The organism is Chryseobacterium luteum, from assembly GCF_000737785.1.
Lineage (GTDB): Bacteria > Bacteroidota > Bacteroidia > Flavobacteriales > Weeksellaceae > Chryseobacterium > Chryseobacterium luteum.
Window position 1 is genome coordinate 60,258 of record NZ_JPRO01000024.1, and the last position, 22,608, is coordinate 82,865.

The 22,608-nt window shown below is 31.3% G+C and carries 20 protein-coding genes; 15 read left to right on the forward strand and 5 right to left on the reverse strand.

Going from position 1 to position 22,608, the window contains the following annotated elements; genetic code table 11:
• Nucleotides 1–271 precede the first annotated feature (271 nt).
• From IX38_RS19335 to IX38_RS19380, 9 genes are all read left to right on the forward strand, one after another.
• The gene (locus tag IX38_RS19335) at nt 272–2,293 is read left to right on the forward strand and encodes a BCCT family transporter (RefSeq protein WP_034707595.1); all 2,022 of its coding nucleotides are present in this window, start codon (nt 272–274) and stop codon (nt 2,291–2,293) included.
• Between the two features lie 230 nt (nt 2,294–2,523).
• Nucleotides 2,524–2,718, forward strand: a complete 195-nt coding sequence (locus IX38_RS22465) for a sigma factor-like helix-turn-helix DNA-binding protein (RefSeq protein ID WP_228378008.1) — start codon at nt 2,524–2,526, stop codon at nt 2,716–2,718.
• 287 nt (nt 2,719–3,005) lie between these two features.
• Nucleotides 3,006–3,989 (forward strand): hypothetical protein, encoded by a 984-nt coding sequence (locus IX38_RS19340; protein ID WP_034707596.1) that lies wholly within the window; start codon nt 3,006–3,008, stop codon nt 3,987–3,989.
• 203 nt (nt 3,990–4,192) lie between these two features.
• Nucleotides 4,193–4,804 carry a hypothetical protein gene (locus IX38_RS19345; protein WP_034707597.1) on the forward strand — a complete coding sequence of 204 codons (612 nt, stop codon included), beginning with the start codon at nt 4,193–4,195 and terminating at the stop codon, nt 4,802–4,804.
• A 541-nt stretch (nt 4,805–5,345) separates the two neighbouring features.
• Entirely contained in the window at nt 5,346–5,582 is a 237-nt protein-coding gene (locus tag IX38_RS19355; protein WP_034707599.1) for a hypothetical protein, read from the forward strand.
• Between the two features lie 436 nt (nt 5,583–6,018).
• Nucleotides 6,019–7,179 (forward strand): Ntn hydrolase family protein, encoded by a 1,161-nt coding sequence (locus IX38_RS19365; RefSeq protein ID WP_131368720.1) that lies wholly within the window; start codon nt 6,019–6,021, stop codon nt 7,177–7,179.
• A 105-nt stretch (nt 7,180–7,284) separates the two neighbouring features.
• Nucleotides 7,285–7,869, forward strand: a complete 585-nt coding sequence (locus IX38_RS19370) for a hypothetical protein (RefSeq protein ID WP_228378009.1) — start codon at nt 7,285–7,287, stop codon at nt 7,867–7,869.
• 86 nt (nt 7,870–7,955) lie between these two features.
• A complete protein-coding gene (locus IX38_RS19375; protein ID WP_034707603.1) occupies nt 7,956–8,348 on the forward strand; it encodes a hypothetical protein in 393 nt (130 codons plus the stop codon).
• Nucleotides 8,349–8,374: 26 nt separating this feature from the next.
• Nucleotides 8,375–8,641 carry a hypothetical protein gene (locus tag IX38_RS19380; RefSeq protein ID WP_034707604.1) on the forward strand — a complete coding sequence of 89 codons (267 nt, stop codon included), beginning with the start codon at nt 8,375–8,377 and terminating at the stop codon, nt 8,639–8,641.
• A 944-nt stretch (nt 8,642–9,585) separates the two neighbouring features.
• Here the strand turns inward: IX38_RS19380 and IX38_RS19390 are convergent.
• The gene (locus IX38_RS19390; protein WP_034707606.1) at nt 9,586–10,338 is read right to left on the reverse strand and encodes an SDR family NAD(P)-dependent oxidoreductase; all 753 of its coding nucleotides are present in this window, start codon (nt 10,336–10,338) and stop codon (nt 9,586–9,588) included.
• A gap of 103 nt (nt 10,339–10,441) precedes the next feature.
• Between IX38_RS19390 and IX38_RS19395 the strand changes: the two genes are divergently transcribed.
• From IX38_RS19395 to IX38_RS23270, 5 genes are all read left to right on the forward strand, one after another.
• Nucleotides 10,442–10,798, forward strand: coding sequence for a winged helix-turn-helix transcriptional regulator (locus IX38_RS19395; protein WP_034707607.1), 357 nt, complete (start codon nt 10,442–10,444; stop codon nt 10,796–10,798).
• Nucleotides 10,799–11,429: 631 nt separating this feature from the next.
• Entirely contained in the window at nt 11,430–12,431 is a 1,002-nt protein-coding gene (locus IX38_RS19400) for a DUF4844 domain-containing protein (protein WP_034707608.1), read from the forward strand.
• A 97-nt stretch (nt 12,432–12,528) separates the two neighbouring features.
• On the forward strand, nt 12,529–13,269 hold the full coding sequence (locus IX38_RS19405; RefSeq protein ID WP_034707609.1) for an SDR family NAD(P)-dependent oxidoreductase: 741 nt from the start codon (nt 12,529–12,531) through the stop codon (nt 13,267–13,269).
• A 162-nt stretch (nt 13,270–13,431) separates the two neighbouring features.
• On the forward strand, nt 13,432–14,397 hold the full coding sequence (locus IX38_RS19410) for a hypothetical protein (protein ID WP_034707610.1): 966 nt from the start codon (nt 13,432–13,434) through the stop codon (nt 14,395–14,397).
• Between the two features lie 438 nt (nt 14,398–14,835).
• Nucleotides 14,836–15,042 carry a transposase gene (locus tag IX38_RS23270; RefSeq protein WP_051884922.1) on the forward strand — a complete coding sequence of 69 codons (207 nt, stop codon included), beginning with the start codon at nt 14,836–14,838 and terminating at the stop codon, nt 15,040–15,042.
• Nucleotides 15,043–15,768: 726 nt separating this feature from the next.
• Here the strand turns inward: IX38_RS23270 and IX38_RS19425 are convergent.
• The 3 genes from IX38_RS19425 to IX38_RS19435 are packed head-to-tail and all read right to left on the reverse strand — an operon-like array spanning nt 15,769 to nt 19,133.
• Entirely contained in the window at nt 15,769–17,391 is a 1,623-nt protein-coding gene (locus tag IX38_RS19425; RefSeq protein WP_034707611.1) for a vitamin K epoxide reductase family protein, read from the reverse strand.
• Between the two features lie 12 nt (nt 17,392–17,403).
• The gene (locus IX38_RS22150; RefSeq protein WP_051884926.1) at nt 17,404–17,973 is read right to left on the reverse strand and encodes a 2OG-Fe(II) oxygenase; all 570 of its coding nucleotides are present in this window, start codon (nt 17,971–17,973) and stop codon (nt 17,404–17,406) included.
• Nucleotides 17,974–17,975: 2 nt separating this feature from the next.
• Complete coding sequence (locus IX38_RS19435; protein WP_034707612.1) at nt 17,976–19,133, reverse strand: TlpA disulfide reductase family protein; 1,158 nt, start codon at nt 19,131–19,133, stop codon at nt 17,976–17,978.
• 1,276 nt (nt 19,134–20,409) lie between these two features.
• On the opposite strand from IX38_RS19435, the gene IX38_RS19440 reads away from it, so the two are divergent.
• On the forward strand, nt 20,410–22,140 hold the full coding sequence (locus IX38_RS19440) for a helix-turn-helix domain-containing protein (RefSeq protein WP_034707613.1): 1,731 nt from the start codon (nt 20,410–20,412) through the stop codon (nt 22,138–22,140).
• Here the strand turns inward: IX38_RS19440 and IX38_RS22475 are convergent.
• On the reverse strand, nt 22,137–22,475 hold the full coding sequence (locus IX38_RS22475) for a carboxypeptidase-like regulatory domain-containing protein (RefSeq protein WP_165570752.1): 339 nt from the start codon (nt 22,473–22,475) through the stop codon (nt 22,137–22,139). The two genes, IX38_RS19440 and IX38_RS22475, sit on opposite strands and share 4 nt — an antisense overlap.
• Between the last annotated feature and the right edge of the window lie 133 nt (nt 22,476–22,608).

Sequence of the window (22,608 nt, forward strand, 5' to 3'; positions counted from 1 at the left end):
AACTACGAAACAGTATTGAGGGGAATGATAGGATAGTCTATAAATAATGAAACTATTAATGGTTTGATATTACAAAAATCATAGAATCAGCCAATATTTTTTATACAGTTATCAGTGATAACGATGTAAAATGGATAAGTATTGATAGGAAATTCCAGATCGTTAAAAGAACATGTTATTCAGGCGTTTTTTTACTCTTCGAATCGTAAATTATAATACTGCCTGTTGTAAAAACTGTATATTTGAAAGTATTCTAACAATTCTCTTTTTTATGAATTCACCCAAACAAACAAAGCTCAAATTTACGTTCGATAAAGGTGTCACCATACCCAGCCTGATATTTATAATAGGAATATGTCTTTTCTCGGTGCTGTTTCCTGTTGAGATCAAGGCTGTCTTGGATGAAATTAAGAATTTTATTTTTGTTAATCTCAACTGGGTATACGTATGGTGTGTTACCGTGTTCGTGATTTTTCTTGTATTTCTGATGTTTAGTAAGTATGGAAAAATTAGACTGGGCACAAATGACAGCAGACCCGAACATTCTTTTTTTTCATGGATTTCTATGCTTTTTGCTGCCGGTATGGGAATAGGTTTGATGTATTTTAGTGTGGCAGAACCTATGCAGCATTATTCTACGGATGCTTTTTCTGAAAGTCATGTGATAAGCAGGGCAAAAAATGCACAGCTTTACACATTTTTCCACTGGGGAATTCATGCCTGGGCAATTTACGGTCTTGTGGGGCTCTGTTTAGCCTACTTTACGTACCGGTACCGGCTTCCATTATCGCTTCGCAGCTGTTTATATCCCTTATTGAAAGACCGGATCAAAGGCAAATGGGGAAATGTTATTGATATATTTGCTTTATGCAGTACATTTTTCGGTATTACAACAACGCTGGGGTTTGGAGTTGTTCAAATAAATTCAGGACTGGAAACGCTGAAAATTTTGCCGCAAACAGGGTTCATCTATCAGATATTAATCGTTATTGTTTTGGTATCTTTTGCCGTTTTATCAGCTGTTTCAGGTGTTAATAAAGGAATTAAGATCTTAAGTAATATCAATGTCGTTGCCGTTATTATCCTCCTGTTATTTGTTTTAATTTTAGGACCGACAGTTTATCTTATCGGAAGTTTTACCAATGGACTGGGCAATTATATCAACAATTTTTTTGATCTTACTTTTAATACCCATGTGTACGAGGATAAAACGCTTCCTTGGTTTTATAACTGGACTATCCTTTATTGGGCATGGTGGATTTCCTGGTCACCTTTTGTGGGGCTTTTTATTGCAAAAATCTCAAAAGGACGCAGTATCCGTGAGTTTATTGCAGCAGTTTTGATTATCCCAACATTATTCAATTTTATCTGGATGTCGGTTTTTGGCAACAGTGCAATCTGGATTGACTTTAATTTCGCAAACGGTGCACTAAGTGCCTTGGTTTCTGATCCTGATGCTCTGATGTTTAGATTTCTGGAATATCTGCCACTTTCCAATATTTTAAGTTTTATTGTCATTTCAATTATTATGATATTTTTTGTGACCTCTGCGGATTCGGGAATGCTGGTGATGGACAGTATATCTTCCAAAAATTCCAGTAAATCTCCTAAACTTCAGATTGTATTCTGGGGCATACTTTTAGCCGTACTGTCATTAATGTTACTGAATGCAGGTGGGCTGGAAGCGCTGCAAACAATGACTCTTATCACTGCTCTGCCGTTTGCTGTCATTATGGTCTTATTTGTGGTGTCATTGATGAAGGCTCTTGTCATCGACTACCGTTACTACGAAAAAGGATTATCTGTTTCAACAATACCCTGGTCAGGCGAATTCTGGAAAGAACGGCTGAAAAAAATTATTTCTTTTAAGACGGAACAGTCCGTAAAAACCTTCATGGAAGACCAGGTACTGCCTGCTTTCACTGAATTAAAGGACGAATTTGCACTAAACGGAATTACTGTTGAGATCAATTATATACCGGACACTTTAAAGGTTAATTTAGAAATCCATCATGACATTGTCAACAATTTTGTCTATGGAGTTATAGCGCACAAAAGGATTGTCTCTGAATATATGGTGGATGATGACAATTTACCTGATCTGGATAGCAAGGTGACTTATTTTCCTAAGACCTATTTTGGTGATTCACGCGAAGGGTACGATGTGCAGTATTTTACCAAAAATGAATTAATCAGTGATGTACTTAAGCACTATGACCGTTTTCTGAAAATAATTGCTGAAGAGTCGAATGAAATGTTTATAAGCACCGATAATAATACGCAAGGAAATTAAAAGCTAGTTTGAAAAATTTGATTGCGAGCAACCTGATTTTTTCGCCTACATAATGAGCATCATAATGAGGAGAACCAAAAAAAGATTTACTTTAGGCTGAAGCAGGCGCAATAATAAATGTAGATAACTAAATGGAGTATATTTTGCTAAATATTACTTTTTACACCAAAAAAGAAAAGATAGATAACAATCCTACATTTTACTTGAAGAAAGTATTGAAGTTTAAAATTATGGAGTTCTATAACCAGCAACGCCTGGTATTAATACTAAGCCGCCAATTGAATATGAGCAATAAAGATATTGCTTACGAAATGGGCCTTTCAATAAAAGGGGTGGAGGCACCTATTACCAAAGCACTGAAACATTTAAGTAAAGAACTGAAGTATGCAGGGATGTTGCTGATGATTTTGCTTGATAAGATGTGATTTTTATAAAATCGCTTTTTTTTATTTTGAAAGTTTACTACATTTATTGATGCTATTTAGATATATAGTTAACAAGTAACTAATAGCACCAAAAACAAATACTAACTAAAGCCACACCATGAGAACACTCACTTATTTCACACTATTTTTTAAGCTCTTAAAGCACAAAGAGATATAAATATTTACAAGTAATTACAAACGGAAAAATTTCGCTAATCTAAATGTTAGCTGATATGTTAAAATTACCGAGAATATAAAACAGAAAAACAATAAATAAATAACAGAAAATGAAGAAAATTATTATAGGAGTTTTTACTATCCTTTCATTAAGTAGCCAAGCACAAACAAACGTAAAATTATTTGAAGAAGAAAAACTTGATTTAATTCAATACAAAAACCACATTGGAGAGGTATTATTTTCAAATGAAGATTTTGAACGAAATCTCCCTGAATCAAAATATATAAAATCATATACTCTTGGTGATAAACTCTTTATAATAGCTTTTACAGCACATTCGCCAGCAAACAGTATGTTGTTGCAGGCAGAACAAAATGGAATAAAACCGAAAGAAATTAAAAATCTTAGAGAATCCTTCTCTTACCAATCAACCGTATATTTTAAAATGTATTTAGATGGGAAAGAAATTACCGAAACAAGTACTGCTGGTTTTGGTAATGAAGAATTGGCTACATTACCAACTTATAGAGCAGATATTAATGATGGTACAAATGAAGAATTTTATGGCGAAACTATGTACAATGACCTTTTGAAAGAACAAAACTTATTAACGCCAGGTACACATAAGTTAAAAATTGAAATGGTTCCTGTAAAAAAGGGTATGGACTTTGAAAATATTAAATATAAAGCTATTGCGGTTGGAGAAATCGACCTAATTGTCCCAAAAGATATTAAAGTTATAGAAAGTGATTGCTTCCCCAAAACTAATATATTAAACTCAAAACTTGAAGCTGAAACTTTAAAAGCTGTTAAGGATTTTTATAAAGATGGCGACCCATATTCTTTTAAAATAATATTAGAGCAAAATGGAATGAAAATTATTAAAAACGAATATGGTGTAATTTTAAGAAAAGAATATATTGCTTTCATTGTCTGTAAAAAAGGAGATGAAGTTTGGTATCGCTCAGATGTGCTATATAAAGAATACAATGGTTCAGGGTATGAAAATGCAACAGTAAAAGGTAATGCATCAGAATCTACTATTGTACCATATAGAAAAGTTAACAAAAATTGTCTACGATTTTTAAAATAAAACATCAAAAAACACATCAGCTAACAGCAGTTTGGCAAAATGGCGGGTTCAGTGCTATATTAAACATTAGGTTTTCAAATGAACTTTAGTGCTAAATTGAAAATAAGTGCTTCTAAATCCGCCACTTCGCCAAGCGGCGGAACGTTAGTGGCAACCTTAACAGAACACCCATAATAAAACAAAATTTGAAATAATTTAATCCAATGAATTTAAGATATAAAATATTAAAAGATTATAAACTTATAATTCTAAAATTGCTTTTTTTTATTTTTGTTTGCTCTTGTGAAAATAGTACACCTAAAGAGAAATTTGTTAAAAATTCACCTTATGAAATATTCTTTAATCAACTTAAAATAAATAAATTAACCGACACTATTCTTGTACAAAACCGTACAAAAATATTCGGTTGTGGCACAGCATATGTCATGTATGAAGATGAATTGAATAAGAACGGATTAATTAAGTTCTATGAAAAATATGGGACTATTTTAGACAATTCAGACTTTTTAAATGTATTTGCAAAAAACAATAATGTGAAAATTTTATGGATAGAAAGAGGAAATGAAGGGGAACTTTTTCAACTTGAAGACAGTATTTTACATAAAAATAAAAATCTTGAAAAGCGTCTAATTGCAGAAAAGGCATTTCTAAGTTTTGATGACTCACCTAAAACATTGGATAGTTTAAATTTAACCGTAGTGATTAATTTTAGAAACTTAAATAAAACAATTCTAAAATCATTCGATTTATCAAAAAGACAAAATAATTGGAAAATAGACAAACAAAATGAACAAGAAATAAAAAGCGACTTATAAAAAGGCTGCCACTAACAAGGGTTTTGCGTCAGGCGGGCTGAAGTGCAAACTTGGAGCTTAGTACTTCTTATGAACTTTAGTAATAATATCAGCTTTTGTGCTCCGAAATCCGCCCGAACGCAAAGCCCAAGACGTTATGTGCCATATTAGAATGACACTACAATGAAAGAGTTAATTCCGACAATAAACGAAATTGTCAAGTATAGCCTTCAACCAAACTTGACAGTAATTGACAAAGAAAAATTGTTGGAACGACACCTCGTGAAAATTTACGATCTGTATTTTGACATAGAATATAAATTTGACGAAACGAACTTTCCAGATTCTGACAAATCATAACTTCCGACATTGACATCTTAACAGACAATGCAATCCGTGACGCAATTGATGACCTTTCTGACATCATTGCAGACTTATTGGAAATCAAATGGAGAATTGAAAATAACAGTTTGGCGGATGGACTTTGGTTTTTTTGAATTGACTTTTTACAGTCATACACAGCAACATATTCCAGACCGTTTAAACTTTATGAAGCAAAAAAATGGATGACGAAAAATTAATCTCTGATTTATCAAATTGGAGAAAATATAATGGTAAAGACTTTTCAGTTGAAGATTGGATTGTAGGTGAAGGAAATGTAAATTTTGCCATTGCCTATACTTTTATTTTTTGGCCTGAATTCTTAGAATATGATGACTGCATTATATTTAAAAATCATTTTGATAAGACCAACTTTGAAAATTGGAAAAATTTAGAGTACATTAAAAGTTATGCATAAATTGAATCAGTTTTAAATCATATTCATATTTTGGATTTATTTGGGTCTGACGAAAAAAAAGACGAAGTGACTTATGAACAAATTTTGTTTTTAGGAAACAAGCTTTGTGAGATTTATTCAACAAAACTTCAACACGAATTCCCTGAAAAGAAATTCATTTTTGATTTTAACGGCAACGAAAAGCTGACAGCATTTGACGAATATGAAATAACATTTTATCAAGAAAAAAACTTAAACAGAAAGACAAAATACGGCACATAACAGCAGTTTGGCAAAATGGAGGGTTTAGTGCTAAATTCAATAGCAGTACTTCGATTCAACTTTTGTATAAAATTGAAGATTTGTGTTTCTAATCCGCCACCTTCGCCAAGCCCCAAAACGTTGGCTGCAACCGTCTCGAAAAAATCATACTAAAATCATAAATAAATATAACTCTATGAGAAGAACGACAACTAGAAAATTTAACTTCCCTGTCTATATTATCTTATCTCTTTCTTTTTCAATTTTATCTTGGACTAAAATCCATGCATGCACGACGGTAAGTGCTGTGGCCTCAAATGGACAAGTTTGGACTTGTAATAATGAGGATGGTGAAATTGGCGTAGCTAATTTCATTAATGTCTTCCCAAAGTCTGGGGAAATGAAGTACGGATATTTTACACTTTCATATTTCTCACCGACCTTTGGTGAGGGTAGTAGTATACAAGGCGGTATGAATGAGGTTGGATTAACGTTTGATTTTAATACCATTCATCAAGTGACGGGGTTTGACCCTAAAAGCAAAAAGGCGTTTCCTCAGGGTGATCAGCAAATTCTGCCTCATATTCTTGGTACAATGAAATCTGTTCAGGAAGTTATTGAATTCTTCAAAATATACTGGTTTCAAAAAGGTTTTACTAGTGCTCAAATGCATGTAGCCGACAGACAGGGCAGGTTTGCTATTATTAGTGCATCTGGCATTCAGTTAGCTGAGAAAGGGAAATTTCTTGTTTCAACTAATTTTGATATTTGCGGAAAAGAGGATGGCTCATATTGCTGGAGATATCCAAAAGCAATAGCTCTGTTAAATGAAAATGAGCCGAACCTAAAGACTATGATGTCTATCTGTCGGGAAACAAAACAAGGTGAAAGTACGCTATACTCAAATATTCAAAACCTCACTACTGGAGACATCTGGTTTCTATCAAAGCATGACCCTCAAGGAACAGTTAAGACTAACATCGCTGGTCTTCTATCTAAAGGACGTAAATCTTATACTTTTAATGACTTAAAATCACTTATTGAAGACCGGCCATTGCATCAATCAGCTAAACCGACACGAATAGAATTGACGGAAAATATAAAGGATAAATACTTCGGTACTTATAATAATGATTTTACAGGAAAAGTAAAAATCGAACCAGACCAAAATGGAATTAAAATTACTTACTCAGATGGCATTTCGACTGTATTAGCACAGCCTCAGGCGGAGAATACTTTCTTTGTTCCAAACGAAAACGTGAGAGTAGAATTTAACTTAGACAAAAAAACAAATCAAATGATAGTGAGTTTTTACTTAAACGATTTTTGGAGGTTTGATGCCTGGAAATCGGATTAAAAAAAAGAATTAAGTAAGATTGGCAGCAGCCAACAAGGGTTTGGCAATAGTGGGGCGAAACTGCAAAGTTCAATGGTATTTCTTCGATTGAACTTTTGTGCAAAATTGAAGATTTATGTTTCGATTACTCCACCATCGGAAAGCCCCGAACCTGTTAACTACAATATCATGACTTACATTATACCTAAGGAAAACCGTATAAAAGAATTACTGAATTTTGGACTGCCAAAAATATTTATAGAAAATATTGGAAACCTGGAAGAATTAAAATACAGAGTTGAAGATGTAGACAATGCATATTTTTATTTGCCAACCATATTGGATTATGAAATATTAAATGGGAAACGGATTGTACCTATATTCAGTTGTGGGGAAAGTTTTATGGTTCTTATTTTGGACAACGAAACTGAAAAAATAATTTATTTTGAGCTTGAGAATGATCAAGTCTACAAAGATTATGGGAGAAATATAGATTTAATGTTAATGGACATAATGATTAATTATTTTGACGACCATATTGACGATGAGATTGTTTTGGGGAAATATATTTCTATTGGAGAAAGAATTGGATTTGAAAAATCAAAAGAGTTGTTTCAGTTACGAAATTTGTCTATAGATGATTATAATTCAAAAGCAGAAAACATAGAAAATTGGAGAATAGAAATAGCAAAAGAATTAAAAATACTGTAACTAACAAGGATTTTGTGTCAGGCGGGCTGAAGTGCAAAATTCAACAGCGGTTTTTCAATTAAACATTAACAGAGAAAAAAGTAGGAATGGAACCAAACTTTAGATGTGGAACAAGAAAAGCAATTGATGAGTTATCGGAAGAACTAAATATTCCTCACGATTCTTCTATGCAGGACTGGTCTTATACGGAAGGAAATCCTGACGATATTGAAAAGTATATTTCACATTACAGCTTGACAAAAGATGATGATAAGAGATTTATTTTAATGGAATTTATCATTCAGGCGACAGAATACCAAAACACCGAAGAACTGTTTTTAAAATATTGTGAGAACATCAAACCAATTTTACATGCTGACTTTAAGCTTCAAGAATACACTATTCATTATTGGGCCTGCTTTGACAACGACAATATTGAAGACTGCTGGAAAATCTCACCACTAATGCGACAAATTTGGGAGGACAAAAAAATCAATTGAAAAATTTGGAATTGTAACAACAAAAAATGACAGAAAAGGAAAAGATATTGTATAGAGCAATTGATGAAATTCTATGGAAAGATTGGGACCCAATTGGACTAAATGACATTGAAGAAGTTAGAGATGAATATCAAGGTTACACATCACATATTTTCAGTTTGACAATTCAAGGTGCGGACAAAATAAAAATCGCAAAGTATCTTTATGAAATTGAAACAGTAAATATGGGAATGAATGGCAATAAAATTCATTGCGAACAAATTGCTGAAAAAATATTAAAACAAGTTGAGTGACAAAAACAAAGAACCGCTAACAAGGGTTTTCCGATAGTGGGGCTGAAGTGCTTCTATGAAACATTCGTGCAAGGTTCAACATTGGGAATTCTATTGAACTTCAGTGCTAAAAATTCTCCACATTGCCAAGCCGTAAACCAGTAGCAGCAATTAAGAGAACATGGAGCTAAGAGAATTATACGACATATTTATTGCGGAAGGTTGCAATAGATTTTATATAGATGGAATGGGTGGACCACAATCAGACGATGTTGAGTGTTTAGGAACAAATAGCGGGAAATGGGAAGTTTACTACATTGAACGTTGACAAAAAAGCCAACAAATGTTGTCTAATGTTGACAAAGACGATGCCATCAAATTTTATTATGACCATGTAATGAAAATTGAACATTGGCATATAGTTGCGTTTACACGCTCCTTTGAAATATTAAATTCATATAAGAATGAATTAGAAAAATGTGGTGTTAGAACAATTCAAAATGATATACCACATTACAAAACTAAAGATGACGTGTTTTAAGACTTTTTGTAACAAACAAAGACATTTTTAAAGCAAAAAAATATTTGAGATTGTACCATTTTTTTGACGAGAATTTAAAAAGGTAAACAGCTACTAACACGGGTTTTGCGTTAGTTGGGCGAAACTGCAAAGTTCACAAACTAACAGCTTGATTTTCTTGGTAGAAAAACAAGTTTTCAGTTTAACTTCACAGAAGAGTAAGAATGTGACAAATCCAAGAAATATTAAATAACTACCACTGTATTTTTTTCGCGGGATATGTTCATTCAATTATCGTTTGAACAGGAAGTTTCAATGTCAGAATAGTATTTGCAAATCTGTTATTTGCTCACATTCTTTCCTTGATATTAAAATCCCTGTTTCCAAAAAGAAATAGGGATATATTAGAAATTTATACCGTTTTGCGTTATCTCTTTAACTACACTTATTTAGCTAAATAAGTCATACCACCATCAACAAGAAGTTCAGCACCAAGCATAAACGAAGAATCATCAGAAGCTAAGAAAACCGCTGTTTTACCAATATCAGAAGGCTGCCCAATTCTGCCTGTCGGCATTACTCCTGCATAGTGTGTTTTTACAGCTTCAATTTGTTCTGCAGGTACAAACTTGTCAAAAGCTGGTGTATCTGTTGTACCTGGTGTTATTACATTTGCTCTGATTTTTCGATCTAAAAGATCGCTTGAAAATGCTTTTGCAAAAAAGATAACCGCTGCTTTTGCAGCACCATACAACGTAAATGACGAATATGCCCGATGTGCTGCATTTGAGCCGATAAGAATAATAGAGCCGCCATCATTCATATGGGGCAGTGCTTTATGAACCGTGAAGTAAACACTTTTAAGGTTTAAATCCATTGTCTTGTCATATTCTGCTTCACCAATAGTTGCCACAGTTCCTACGGTTCCACCACCCGCATTGGCTACAATCACGTCTATTTTGCCAAATTTTTCGGCTGTTTCCTTAAACACTCTTTCAAGATCGGCGGGGTTGGTTACATCTGCATTTATGGCTATAAAATCATCTCCAAGTTGAGCCACAGCATTGGCTAGAGTTTCCGGATTTCTGCCGACAATAGCTCCTTTAGCACCTTCACTTTTAAATTCCTGGGCAATACCAAATCCGATACCGCTATTACCACCTGTAATCACGGCAACCTTGTTTTTCAATTTACTCATTATTTCTTTTTTTTAAGATTGAGCGACAAAGTTAGATGGTGTAAGTTACTTTTAGTAACTTTATGCTGAAAAATAACAGTAACATAGAGATAACTAAGTAACAATGGGATGTAAAATTGAAGAGTTTAAACAGGAACAAAAGAAGAGAATGAGAGCCGTCCAGGATTCAATGGACGTGCTGAACGGGAAATGGAAGATTGCTATTATTACCTCCATTTGCTGTTATGGAAAAAGACGGTTTTCTGATATACTGAATGACATAGAAGGGATTTCCAACAGAATGCTGAGCAAAGAATTAAAGGAATTGGAGATAAACCAGTTAATTAAACGAACGGTTTTGGATACACAGCCCATCAGCGTTCAGTATGAACTTACAGAACATGGCGATACGCTACAAACCATTATCAGCAACCTTACAGATTGGGGAATTGTACACCGTAAGAAGATTGTGGGAAGCTAAATTCGTTCATTGTTGTGTGTATTTCAGAGGTGCTTTGAATATCTCACATATATCAATGAATTTGGCTAAATTAAAATTAGCATGGTCAGTATTTATATTGAGCGGGCAATTCAACAGAGCAGTTAAGATATTGCTTACGAAATGGGGATATCGATAAAAAGAGTGGAGGAAATATTACCAAAGCACTGAAACATTTGAGGAAAGAACTGGTATGCATGTGTGTCGCTGGTGATTTTACTTGAGAAGATATGATTTTCACGAAATTACTTTTTTTATTTGGAAAGATTGCTATATTTATTGATGCTATAGATATATAAGTGTGTAGTTAATAAATAACTTAACTTTTACTAAAACAACGCCAACAACAAATACTAACTAAAAACACAAAGTCTTGAGAACACTTACTTATTCCAAATTATTTCTAAGCTCTTAAAAAGCACAAAAAGATATAAATATTTACAAGTAACTACAAACGAAAAAGTTACGCTAATCCAAAAGTTGTGCATCATTTTACAAAAACAGCACTCAAGAAACAAAATCCTGACAAATTTAAATGAAAATATTTCCAGTAAAATCTATACTAAAACCCATTTTCTTTTTTCTACTTACCTTTTTTAATTCTTGTACATATATGAAAAATCAAACAGAAGAAATCATTAATCTAAACAGAACAAAGCTTAATGAAGATTTGAAAAAGTTAGAAAACGAAAAAACAATCACTCAAAGTGAATCTAAACAAATCCACGAAAGGCTCAATTCGGATTTAGATTATTATTTAAAACATCAGGATATTGATTTTGCAGGATTGGAAAAAATGTTCTTTGAAACCACCAAGAGTTTCGAGAATATCAAGGTTAATCAATCTATATTTTTAATGATTATGTCTACTTATGGTAATATTACAAGCCAAATTGCAATGCGCCAGTTCCCTATGAAACAAGAAGACTATGCGATACAAACGCAACTAAATAATGTAATGAATAATTGGTTTGATAACTATCAAAATGATAGCGAAAAAATAGCAGACCTAATTTCGCAAATCAACAAACAAAAACAAACTAAAATTTATTCAGATATTTCTTCATCTGAATATGACGATATTATTTCGACAGTTAATAGTATTAAAAATGATACGGCAATTTCCGACGACGAACTAAAGAAAATATTGACAGAAGGAATGTTGAAATATTGCAACAAAAGCAATGAAAGTAATCTTGCAATCCTTAATATTTATGGCGGAATTGACAGAATTAAAAAACTCGGAATAGACAAACAACTTTCCGACATTTATCAAAAGAAATGCACAAAACCGAAAGAACTAAGTTATTCTGAAATTAAACAACAGGTTTCAAGTAGGTTCAAAATGTTGCTAACAGAGGATATGATTACGCAACAAAATTTTGAGAATTATACTAAAACAATTATTCAAGATGTTGAGTTTTGTGAAAAAAACACAGACAAAACACAAATAAAAGCACAACTACTATCAAGTTTGAAAAAACTAAAAAAAGCAGAACTTGATACAGAAGACAGAGAAGCAATAACGGATTGGTATTTTATTCTTTCTCAAAAAAGTGAAGTCGACATAAAAAGTGATTTGAATAAATGGCTCTACGATTTTGACCCGAATTAAAAAAACGAATACATAACAAGGGTTTGGCAATAGTGGGGCCAGACTGAGCCCCAAAACGTTATGTGCTTATTTAGAACACCTTCATAATAAAAATAAAATGAATAGATTTGAAAATAAAACAATCCTAATTACAGGAGGAACAAGTGGAATTGGATTGGCAGGAGCAGAAAGACTGATAAAAGAAGGTGCAAAAGTTTTAATAACAGGACGGACGGAAAAACACCTAAAAATTGCTGCCGAAAAATTAGGCAAAAATGCAATAATCATAGACGATAATGCCGAAGATGAAGAATCGCCAAACCGACTTACTTCTGCCGTGGAAAAAATTGGAAAACTTGACGGACTTTGGTTAAATGCAGCTTATGCAATTGGAGGAAATTTAGATGAAATGAACAAAGAAACAATAGAGAAAATGTTTCGTGTAAATGTCGTTTCGCCAATGTTACAAATGGGTGTTTTATCCAAACATATTAAAGACGGAGGTTCTGTTTTGGTAACTTCATCAAGTGCCGTTTACGAAGGGCAATCTTCTGTGTCATTATATTCAGCAAGTAAAGCGGCGATTTTAGCAGCTGCCCGTTGTTGGGCTACGGAACTCGCACCACGAAAAATCAGAGTAAATTCCTTGGTACCAGGACCAATTTCGAGTAATCTTCGTTCAGCACTTCCTAATGATTTACGCCAACAATTTGAAGAAGAACTTGCTGAAGTTGTATTATTAAAACGTGTTGGAAATCCGGAAGAAGCCGCGGCAGTAGCAGTATTTTTATTATCTGACGAAGCAAGTTATGTAACAGGGAGTCAGTATGTTGTTGATGGCGGATTACTAATGATCTGAAAAAGAATAGCATACAAAAAGGTATTACATCAGACGGGCTGAAGTGCGAAACTCAACGGAAATTTTTCAATTAAACAATAGTAGTACTGTCAACTTTGTGCTTTAACCTAACCACCAAAACGTTAGTAGACATATTTTGAAAAAAAAATATTAAATAAAAAAATGACTAGAAAAATTAGATTTATATTTTACATTTTATGTGTTGTGCAATGTACTCTCTTTTCAAACTGTAGTAATGGACAGAATACAAAAAATATTGCTGGAGAATACGATAATGGTCTTTACATTTTTGACGACAATACTTTTATGGCAGGAGGAGTAAACGCTGTTGTATTCGGCACTGTTGAAGTAAATGGGAATATTATTACGCTGATTAAACATCATCCAAAACAAAAATTTGCTTTATATGGCAGACAAGTGGGTACGAGATTGTACGGTAATACTATTATGTTTCAAGGATTTGAAGACAATGGTCTGGTAAATTTATCAGAAAACAATAATCCGCCAAAAGTGATGCGCAGAGTATTTAATGCAGACGCAAATTGTGTGGATTGGCCCAGTTTTTATGATAACGGAGAGGATTGTAAAGAAATTTATTTCGCAGATAAAAATGACCCTCAATTATACAAATTTGAACTTCCAAAAGGTGTTAGAGATTTCGTGGCATTCCGATTTGATTTTGAAGATAATCCAATTTTATACGAACCAATTGTAGCAAAAGTAGCTGATGATTTTAACTCGATTTCATTCGCTGCCAATGGTGAAAAAATCGCAAAGAAACCACTTACAAAAAAAATATTGCAGACAAAAGATATGGTAATGTCTATGTATGAAAGAGCTTACCCAGAGGGAAAATATTATTATTGCAATCCTGCGTATAACATATTCGAAGAAACTGGAATTAACATCAGTAATTACAAAGAAATCGGCACTAAAGAAGAAGGAGTGTTACAATTAAAAGGAAGCAAAAGATATGAACCTGGGGCTGAAAACAGATTGAAATTTGATTATCACTCGGATGAAATTATTTACCGATACGAGAAGATAGAAGCTAAAGTTATTTCAAATATGGATTTTTCCATCAATAATAAATCCATTTTCACATTCGTTTGTGGAACACAAGAATAAGATTAGTAATTCTTGGTTAAATAACACGCAATATATTTGCTATCAAGGTTTTCAAGAAAGAGTTTGGTGTAAATGCTTCCGCAGTATGAGCTTAAAAAGCTTAAGTACTTTTATGAAATATTTGTACAAAGTTCCGTATTAGAAATTTCATTGAACTTTAGTGCCAAAAACTCCAAAAACAGTACAAACAAAACATTAGCAATTTTAGAGATTGGAGGCAAAAACCGCATGCTGAAGATTGGATTCTCTATCCTGAAAACCTCTCAACCCAGCTTTTTTTGGATGAAGTTGCCCTTTCTGATGACGAATTGTACACCGTGCTCACTTCCAAAAATGCAAAAGGAAGTATGGTTGCTATCATTAAAGGAACCAAGAGCGATACGGTGATAGAAAACCTTTTAAAAATCGCTAGAAAATCCAGACTGAAAGTAAAAAGAAATGACACTCGACATGGTAGGTTCTATGAAGTTGATTGCCAAAAGATGTTTCCCCAATGCGACACAGGTTGTGGATAGATTTCACATTCAAAAACTCGCCATAGAAGCATTGCAGGAAATCAGGATACAAAATCGTTGGGAAGCCATTGATTTAGAAAACACAATGCTCGCAAGTTTTGAGATTGATCCAAGAGAAGGGATTTGTTGATATACGAAAAAAAAGAGAGTCTTCTTAGTGAAGACCCTACCAGCGGGTTTGAAGGTATCACAGTCGAACACCTCATATCTATTTTAACTTTTTTAGACAAACTAGCTTAATCTAACAAACCCTTAAATAGGTTCAATGTTTACAAGAGAAATGGTACACCTGATAAGGGATTTCAATGCCAAACTTAAAAAAAACAGTAATAAATTAAGATCCATTATCAAAGATCCTATTGAAATGCGTTCCTGTCGCTTCATCATATCCTTTTCATAGTATTAAATCTAATAGCTTTTCATGAATTATACGGGCAGCCTCTTTATAAACTACATGGGAATTATTAGTATTAAAACATTTTGTATAATGTTTAACAAACTAAATTTAATAATTTTAATTTGTCTGAAAAACAGGGAGTTTACCGGTACACTTTGTATCAAAAAATGAACATGGTTCTCTTCATAATCAATTTCTAAAAAATGAATTTAATAGCGATGAGATAATTTAGTACATATTTCTTTTAATCCAGCCTCAACTTCCTCAGTAATACCCAAATTAATGTATTTCACAGAAAAAACAATATGGTAAAGCAGTAAGGTTTTATTATGTCTTTTCAGAATATGATCGTCCATAAAACCAAAGCTACAGTTTTTATTATTTTGAAAAACCATGCGTTTTTCAAACTTTTCCTCTTTTAACCCCGAGGCAGAGCACTCGAGGAATTCTTTGATTAAATTATGCTTCTTCTATTACTTCAGAAATAAAAAATTCTAATTCCTGACGTTCATATAATTCAGGATATTGATAACCGTTTATAAAAATATTAGGGGTAAAATTAAAATCGTATATATCACAAAATTCATTTTGAGTTTGTAAGGTTTCATCAATTGCTGTTTCCTGTTTGGTAGATCTATAATTTTTTATAAAATTTTGAGCATAGGTTTTATCTTCAAACAAGAGATTCATTTCTTTTTCAAATTCATAATCTCCTTTTTCAAGGTAAATAGTGTGCAGGTTTCTATACAGATTTAGATTTATATCATTTTTGTTTACAGCGAAAATTATTTGGATTTTACTGTTTTTATGATGTTGTGAGTATATAGATTGTAAAATTTTATGTGCTTCTTTACAATGTCCGCAAAATGGACTTGTGATGATTTGAATAGTAGTGTCTGCTTCTTTATTTCCTAAGATAATTGAGTAGTTAGTGATAGGAAAATCTATTTTTTTACTTTCTAATAATTGAGATTTAAAAAGTTTGTAATTTCTTTTAAAACGTAAATTTTCCACATTCTGCTTTTTTAATTCTTTGTTTTTAAGGAATATGGACTTTATTAACACCCAAAAAGATGTAAAAAGTAGAATAACAGAGATTAATAATAGATATAAACCACCACGACCATCGGATACCAATACTTTTAAAGAGTTAAATGCCCCTGCGTCAATTAATTTATAGTTGTAAAGCAAATTACCGTAAACTACAAACATTTCTAAATATAAAACTGCAATTATAGCTAAACACAACGGACACCAATTTTTTTCTACTTTCCATTGATAGTAAATAGATAAAAAGCTGATAGGAATGATAGGAAGCAAGAAAAAAGAAGCAAAAAACAGGAAATTAGAAAATTGGTTGAGCAATGCAAAAACGATAAGTAATGCAGTTTGCGAGGCAAAAAATACAATGCTTATATCACTTAAATTTACTTTCTCAAAAAGTTTCCATTTTTTAGAAGTAAGTACATTTTCACAACTTGTTCCATGGCTTACATTACAAAATTTGGATGCAAGTCCTTCTTTTAAACCCAGTATTTGTCGAAAAGTTTCGATGGAAAAATAAAGTCCTATCAAAGTTGTAATTAAAAGCAATGAAACCTCACCCCAGCTCTTTCCAAAAGAGAGGGAGTAGCTACAGACTGTAATAAATAATAATGTGGCAGAAATTGCTAATAACGCATATTTTAACAAATAATTTTTTGAACTAGTCTCTTTAAAATCTTCTTCTTTTTCTGCTAATAATACAATGTTTTGAAAATTCTTTGTGAAATTCTCCAAAGTTTCATTCTTATTATCAACTTCTAAAGATGCTTTTGTTTTTTGTACGAAAGAAAATTGCTCTCCATTTTTTTCATTTTTCACTAAAGCAATAAAATTAGTAGGCAACTCTTGTATTTGTTCATTGCTAATTTTAAAGGCCATATTATTGACTTTAAAAAAGCGCAAAGTATCGCTTACCGCCAATAAACTGGGATAATCAGGATGTGATGAAAACTGATACTCAAATTCTGCTTTGTCAACAGCAATAGTTATGTTTTTAAGATACTGAAAAACAGCATTTAAATTATTTTTTTCGATCATAGAATTGAATTTTTAGGGGTTCTTTTTAAATATCACATCGCCTCTAAGAACATACTTTATACCTGATGTAATTTTTTCACCAGAATGAAGTTGATTATGAGGGAATGTAACTATACTACCTAATGTTGGCTTTATTTCAAAATCATTAAATTTTGTATTACCACCTGTAAAATCATCATTTAGATAGATTAGTATTGAGTAAAAAGTCCTAACATCATCAGATATGATGGTACTCATATCAATATGTTCTATAAACTCATCATTTATAAAATATTTATAAAGTCTAAATGATTTATTTATCCCTATTGGTAAATGTCCTTCAAGTTTTAACACTGAAAAATCTAAATTACTCCAAATTAAATCTGATAGTTCTGTACTTTCAAGATTTAATCTTTTACTATTTCTTTCAGCAAGGTTTTTTAAAAGAGCATCATCATAATCTATTTTTTCTTCATTAGATAAATTTGTAGTATTATATTGTGTTTCAAATTCTTTTACAACAAAATCACATATATCTTTAGTCCAAAATTTATTTATCCCCCATACTTGATATTCTTGTGAAATACATTTTAATTTTCTCATTTTTATTTAAAAATTGATTTTAATTTGTTTTCTAATTCTTCTTCCATACCTGCATCGTACCTTCCAATTATAATTCCTGATTTATCAATAAGTATGGATGTTGGGAAACTACTTACACTATATTCAGATGTAATTATTTTGCGATCGTAAGTATTACCATCAATTAATTTTGAGTCAAAGTCAATATGTATCCAATCTTGGGTTTTATCTTTTTTAATTGCTTTTTCCCAAGCGTTAATATTATGATCGTCAGAAATACCCACAATGTTGAAACCTTTGGAATGATATGTATTTAACAAGGTGTTTAAAAATGGTATTTCCTCTCTACAAGGGATACACCAACTTGCCCACATGTCTAGCAAGATGTATGAATTTGATGTCAAATCTTTTAATGACATTTTATTACCCGATTTATCTATTGATACAAAATCATATCCTTTAGTCCCAATCGTATTATTAGTGTTGTCATTATCATCAACTATTTGCTTGACTAGTTTTCCATAATAACTATTTTTTTGTATTTCAGATAGACGCTTGTATAAATCACGGTATTTACTTAATTCATTTATTGAAAATTCATCTTCAATGCTAAATAATAAATACGAACTAATATTAGAATTGGGATATGATTTTATATACTTTATTTTTTCTTTAACAAAAGAAGCTTTATATTTTTGTAATTCTTTTTCAAGTTTTATTTTTTGTAATGTATCTGATGTTTTTTGCTGGCTGTTAAACAGAAGATTATACTCAGCCAGTTTTATTTTCTTATTAAAGATTTTAAGTTCATCGCATGATTTACAATTTGTAATTTTATAATTGGAAAAACTACCTAATGTCAAATAAAGTTGAATTTTAGAAGGGTCTGTCTCAATTTGAACCGCATTTAGACTATCACCATTTTGCTTTTCTTTAGGATTTAGTTTTATATAAAAACGCTTACTGTAACCGCTTACATTTCCCTTGAAATGAAATGTATTATTTGTAATTTTTGAACTATCTACAATACGTTTTTCAGAATTATTATAATGAATTAAATAAATTTGTCCGCTATCTAAATTTATATGCCCATATATTTCATATATGTTTTTTTTTGTTTGTGAAATCAATAAAAATGGCATCAACAACAGAATTAGAATTAATATTTTATAATGCTTCATTATTTTTATTTAAATATTGTCTTTTTTACAAATTTCATCTCTCCCTCAACAATCAGTATTGCTAAAAATGTAAACAAAATTACAATGGTAATCTTGTTTACATAAATTTTAAGTTAACCAGCCTATGCTGGAGTCTTCTGACAACAAACAGGGTTTTCTCCTCCTCCGCATGAGCCAGAGCAACACTGTCCACCAGAATCACACGAGCTTCCAATTTTCTTGCATTTGCCTCCTTCAATTCCTCCCTTAATACTTTTCAGTTCATTTCGAGATAGACACTCTTGAATTGATTTTAAATTCATTGTTTTCATTAGTTGAAATTTATTTAATTTTACCTACTCTTTTAAGGATTTTCGGCTTTCTCCTTTTTTTTCTATCTTTAATATACTCATCGTCAAAAATTAGATTATCATTGATGTCATAATATTGAGACGAAATCCATTGTCTTTTTTTTGGGAAGCTCAACTGGTTTTTCAATATCAAGAATCATTAAATGTGTTTCTTTGTTCATTAGATTTTTAGAGTCATTTTGCCATATAAATATTTATAAAAATCTTTTATTCTGAGATAAACAGAAAAAGGATTTAAGTAAAATAATGATTAGTAATAATATTGTTTTCATTGTATGTTGTTTGTATAGATATTTAAATCAATTACAAATAAATTTAATACTAGAATTTGCCTAACATATGGGACACTAGATTCTTTAAATGAAATAAACATCTGTGTTTTTGTTGTAGCAAATATGAACAAGTCTAAATCATAAAAAAAGAAAAGGTATTACAGATTTATAAATCTGTTGGTATAAATTTATAAATGTTGATTCATTAAAAATTTATTAAGCAGATTGTTACATGTTAATTAAGTAGAAAAGTTCTTTCCTATATAAGAATTGATAACATCAGGCGGCAGATAGACTGTATTGGTTTTATATTTTTCAAGACACCTTTGGATTTGTCTACCACTACTCGTATGTTACTGTTAAGTGTCCGGTTTGAGGATTAAATTTATTTATAGAACACAATTGTTGAAATCAATTTAAGGAGAGTAAAAGCAAAAGAGACATTTCTGTCTATTTTGTTTAAACTATTGATGAAGAATCACTTAAATATAAAGTTTCATAATAGAAAAGACTCTTCAGATTTATAAATCTGAAGATCAATTTATATTGAAAAATACTATATCCATTGAATTTGAACATCTATTTTTTTATCAGTATTTTTTCTCTTTATCTCTTTAATTTTAAATTAAATTTGTGAAATCTTAACAAACGCAAATGATCCCAGTAAAAAAGATACTAATTATCTATTTTTTTATATCTATAAAAATATTTTCTCAAAATTCATTTAATAAAAAAGAGTCAATAGAAATAGATAGCTTAATTAAAAAAGATCAATGGGATTTGGTGCATTTCAAACTGAATAATGAAAATTTAAAATTCAAAAGAATTTCCAAGTATAAATTACATTATCATTTTTTGATTAAATTGGATTCTGCCTCTGTACTATACAAAGAAGGGAAATATATTGATGCAAAAAAGGCTGTTTTATCTACACTAAGTCAAATACAAAGTAACAAAAATGAACTCCCTGAGCATTATCAAGGACTAAAGCATATTGCTATAACAAGGTTATTTTATATTGAAAAAAGATTAGGTAACATTTCACAAGGGTTACAATATTTAAATCTTTTTTCGCAAGGAATGAACCTAAGTTATAAAAAAAAGCAAATAATATTTTTTGCTGTTGCTTATACCGAGCTAGGAAATTACAGAAAAGGGATTGAACTCTTAAATACCCATTTAAAGGATATTCGATTTGATACAAAAAATACTTTATACAGAAGCTTTGTTAAAAAAGAAGAAATTGCGGCAACTTTTAATACGAAAGGAGATACATTTATAAAATGGTACAAAGATATTGGGGATAAACAATTATTAGATTCAGCACAACATAGTTATGAAAATGCTTATAAAATAATGAAAGTGCTTTCAAACTTCTCATCATACTCTAAGGCTTTATTTATAGGCAGACAAGCAGATATCAAGTTATTAAAGAAACAATATAAAAGCTCATTATCGCTTTATAATAAATGTGAAAGAGATTCAGTATTTATGAATAAAAATTTCTCACGAGAAACTGTTTGGTTGGGAAAAGCAGAAATATATACTTACATTAAAAAAAATGATTCTGCGTTCTATTATATTAATAAGCTTTACAATGAAAAAACTTCTTCAAAATGCACATACGAAAACAAATTAAAAATATATCATTTGTTGAGCATGAATTATGAAAGCATAAATGATAATAGTAATGCATATAAATTTGCCAAATTAAGCCTCTCTGAAATAGGTAAAAAACATATTCAAGATACTTCAGGAAATAGCTTTCTTGGTGTGCATGAACAGCTAGAAATAAAAGCTATTTCTGAAGAAATGTTAAGAAAGAACAGACGGAATACCCTTCTATTAATAATTGTTATAGCGTTGACCTTTGGCGGTGCAATTTTTTATATCAAATACTATTATAATAATAGAAAAAAGAAGATTTTTTTAGAATTTCAGAAGAAAATTGAGGAAAAAAAAAATTTACCTATTAATCACCTAACTCTTGAAAAAAATAAAAATTTAGCCATAATAGAGAATGAATTGGTTAATCGTATCCTCAAAAGTCTTGAACTGTTGGAAGCAAGAGAAGAATTCCTTTCTAATAACTTTAAACTTATCAGTATTGCCAAACAACTTAATACTAATACTTCTTACTTATCTAAAATAATAAATGAACATAAAGGAATATCTTTTTCTGAGTATGTAAATGATCTTAGGATAAATTACTTATTAAAGGAGCTAGAAAAAAATCGAATATTTCGTAAATTTACTATTCAGACAATATCTGAAGAAATTGGATATAAAAGCTCTACAACATTCATTAAAGCATTTAGGGATAGGATTAAAATGACACCATCTGATTATATTAAAAAATTAAATAAAACATTGGAAGAATATTAATCTATTTTATGATGACTGGATATTCTGGAGTATATTGACCTCCAATTATATTTTCCTGTTTCGGTGTTAAAACCGCTTAGAGCTTTTACGGATATTCCGTAGGCTATTACCTGTACTTCATCTAAGTTAGATATTTGCTGCACCAGCTTAACATTCATAATCTTTTGCGCTTGCATTTCCTGGCTGGGGAAACCAACTCCCTGAAACATAATGGTGGTATTATGTGAAACATCGTTAAAATAGAACTTTCCGCTGCTATTGGTAGCCGTGCCCCTGTCTGTATCTTTAATGGTTACGGTAATGCCAGGTAAGGGTGCATTATTTTCATCTAGCACTGTACCGCTTATATTTATTAGTGCTATTTGTTGGGGTGTTTCTTTTTTTTAACACAACCATTTTGCCGTTTATAAAATTGTGGTCAAGTGTCGTTTTATCTAGCAAAACGTCAATCGTGTTTTGCAATGTTCG

Bases quoted from the DNA above. Each gene is read 5' to 3' on its own strand.
- IX38_RS19335 (WP_034707595.1), top strand. From the start codon at position 272: ATGAATTCACCCAAACAAACAAAGCTCAAATTTACGTTCGATAAAGGT.
- IX38_RS22465 (WP_228378008.1), top strand. From the start codon at position 2,524: ATGGAGTTCTATAACCAGCAACGCCTGGTATTAATACTAAGCCGCCAA.
- IX38_RS19340 (WP_034707596.1), top strand. From the start codon at position 3,006: ATGAAGAAAATTATTATAGGAGTTTTTACTATCCTTTCATTAAGTAGC.
- IX38_RS19345 (WP_034707597.1), top strand. From the start codon at position 4,193: ATGAATTTAAGATATAAAATATTAAAAGATTATAAACTTATAATTCTA.
- IX38_RS19355 (WP_034707599.1), top strand. From the start codon at position 5,346: ATGGATGACGAAAAATTAATCTCTGATTTATCAAATTGGAGAAAATAT.
- IX38_RS19365 (WP_131368720.1), top strand. From the start codon at position 6,019: ATGAGAAGAACGACAACTAGAAAATTTAACTTCCCTGTCTATATTATC.
- IX38_RS19375 (WP_034707603.1), top strand. From the start codon at position 7,956: ATGGAACCAAACTTTAGATGTGGAACAAGAAAAGCAATTGATGAGTTA.
- IX38_RS19380 (WP_034707604.1), top strand. From the start codon at position 8,375: ATGACAGAAAAGGAAAAGATATTGTATAGAGCAATTGATGAAATTCTA.
- IX38_RS19390 (WP_034707606.1), bottom strand. From the start codon at position 10,338: ATGAGTAAATTGAAAAACAAGGTTGCCGTGATTACAGGTGGTAATAGC.
- IX38_RS19395 (WP_034707607.1), top strand. From the start codon at position 10,442: ATGGGATGTAAAATTGAAGAGTTTAAACAGGAACAAAAGAAGAGAATG.
- IX38_RS19400 (WP_034707608.1), top strand. From the start codon at position 11,430: ATGAAAAATCAAACAGAAGAAATCATTAATCTAAACAGAACAAAGCTT.
- IX38_RS19405 (WP_034707609.1), top strand. From the start codon at position 12,529: ATGAATAGATTTGAAAATAAAACAATCCTAATTACAGGAGGAACAAGT.
- IX38_RS19410 (WP_034707610.1), top strand. From the start codon at position 13,432: ATGACTAGAAAAATTAGATTTATATTTTACATTTTATGTGTTGTGCAA.
- IX38_RS23270 (WP_051884922.1), top strand. From the start codon at position 14,836: ATGACACTCGACATGGTAGGTTCTATGAAGTTGATTGCCAAAAGATGT.
- IX38_RS19425 (WP_034707611.1), bottom strand. From the start codon at position 17,391: ATGATCGAAAAAAATAATTTAAATGCTGTTTTTCAGTATCTTAAAAAC.
- IX38_RS22150 (WP_051884926.1), bottom strand. From the start codon at position 17,973: ATGAGAAAATTAAAATGTATTTCACAAGAATATCAAGTATGGGGGATA.
- IX38_RS19435 (WP_034707612.1), bottom strand. From the start codon at position 19,133: ATGAAGCATTATAAAATATTAATTCTAATTCTGTTGTTGATGCCATTT.
- IX38_RS19440 (WP_034707613.1), top strand. From the start codon at position 20,410: ATGATCCCAGTAAAAAAGATACTAATTATCTATTTTTTTATATCTATA.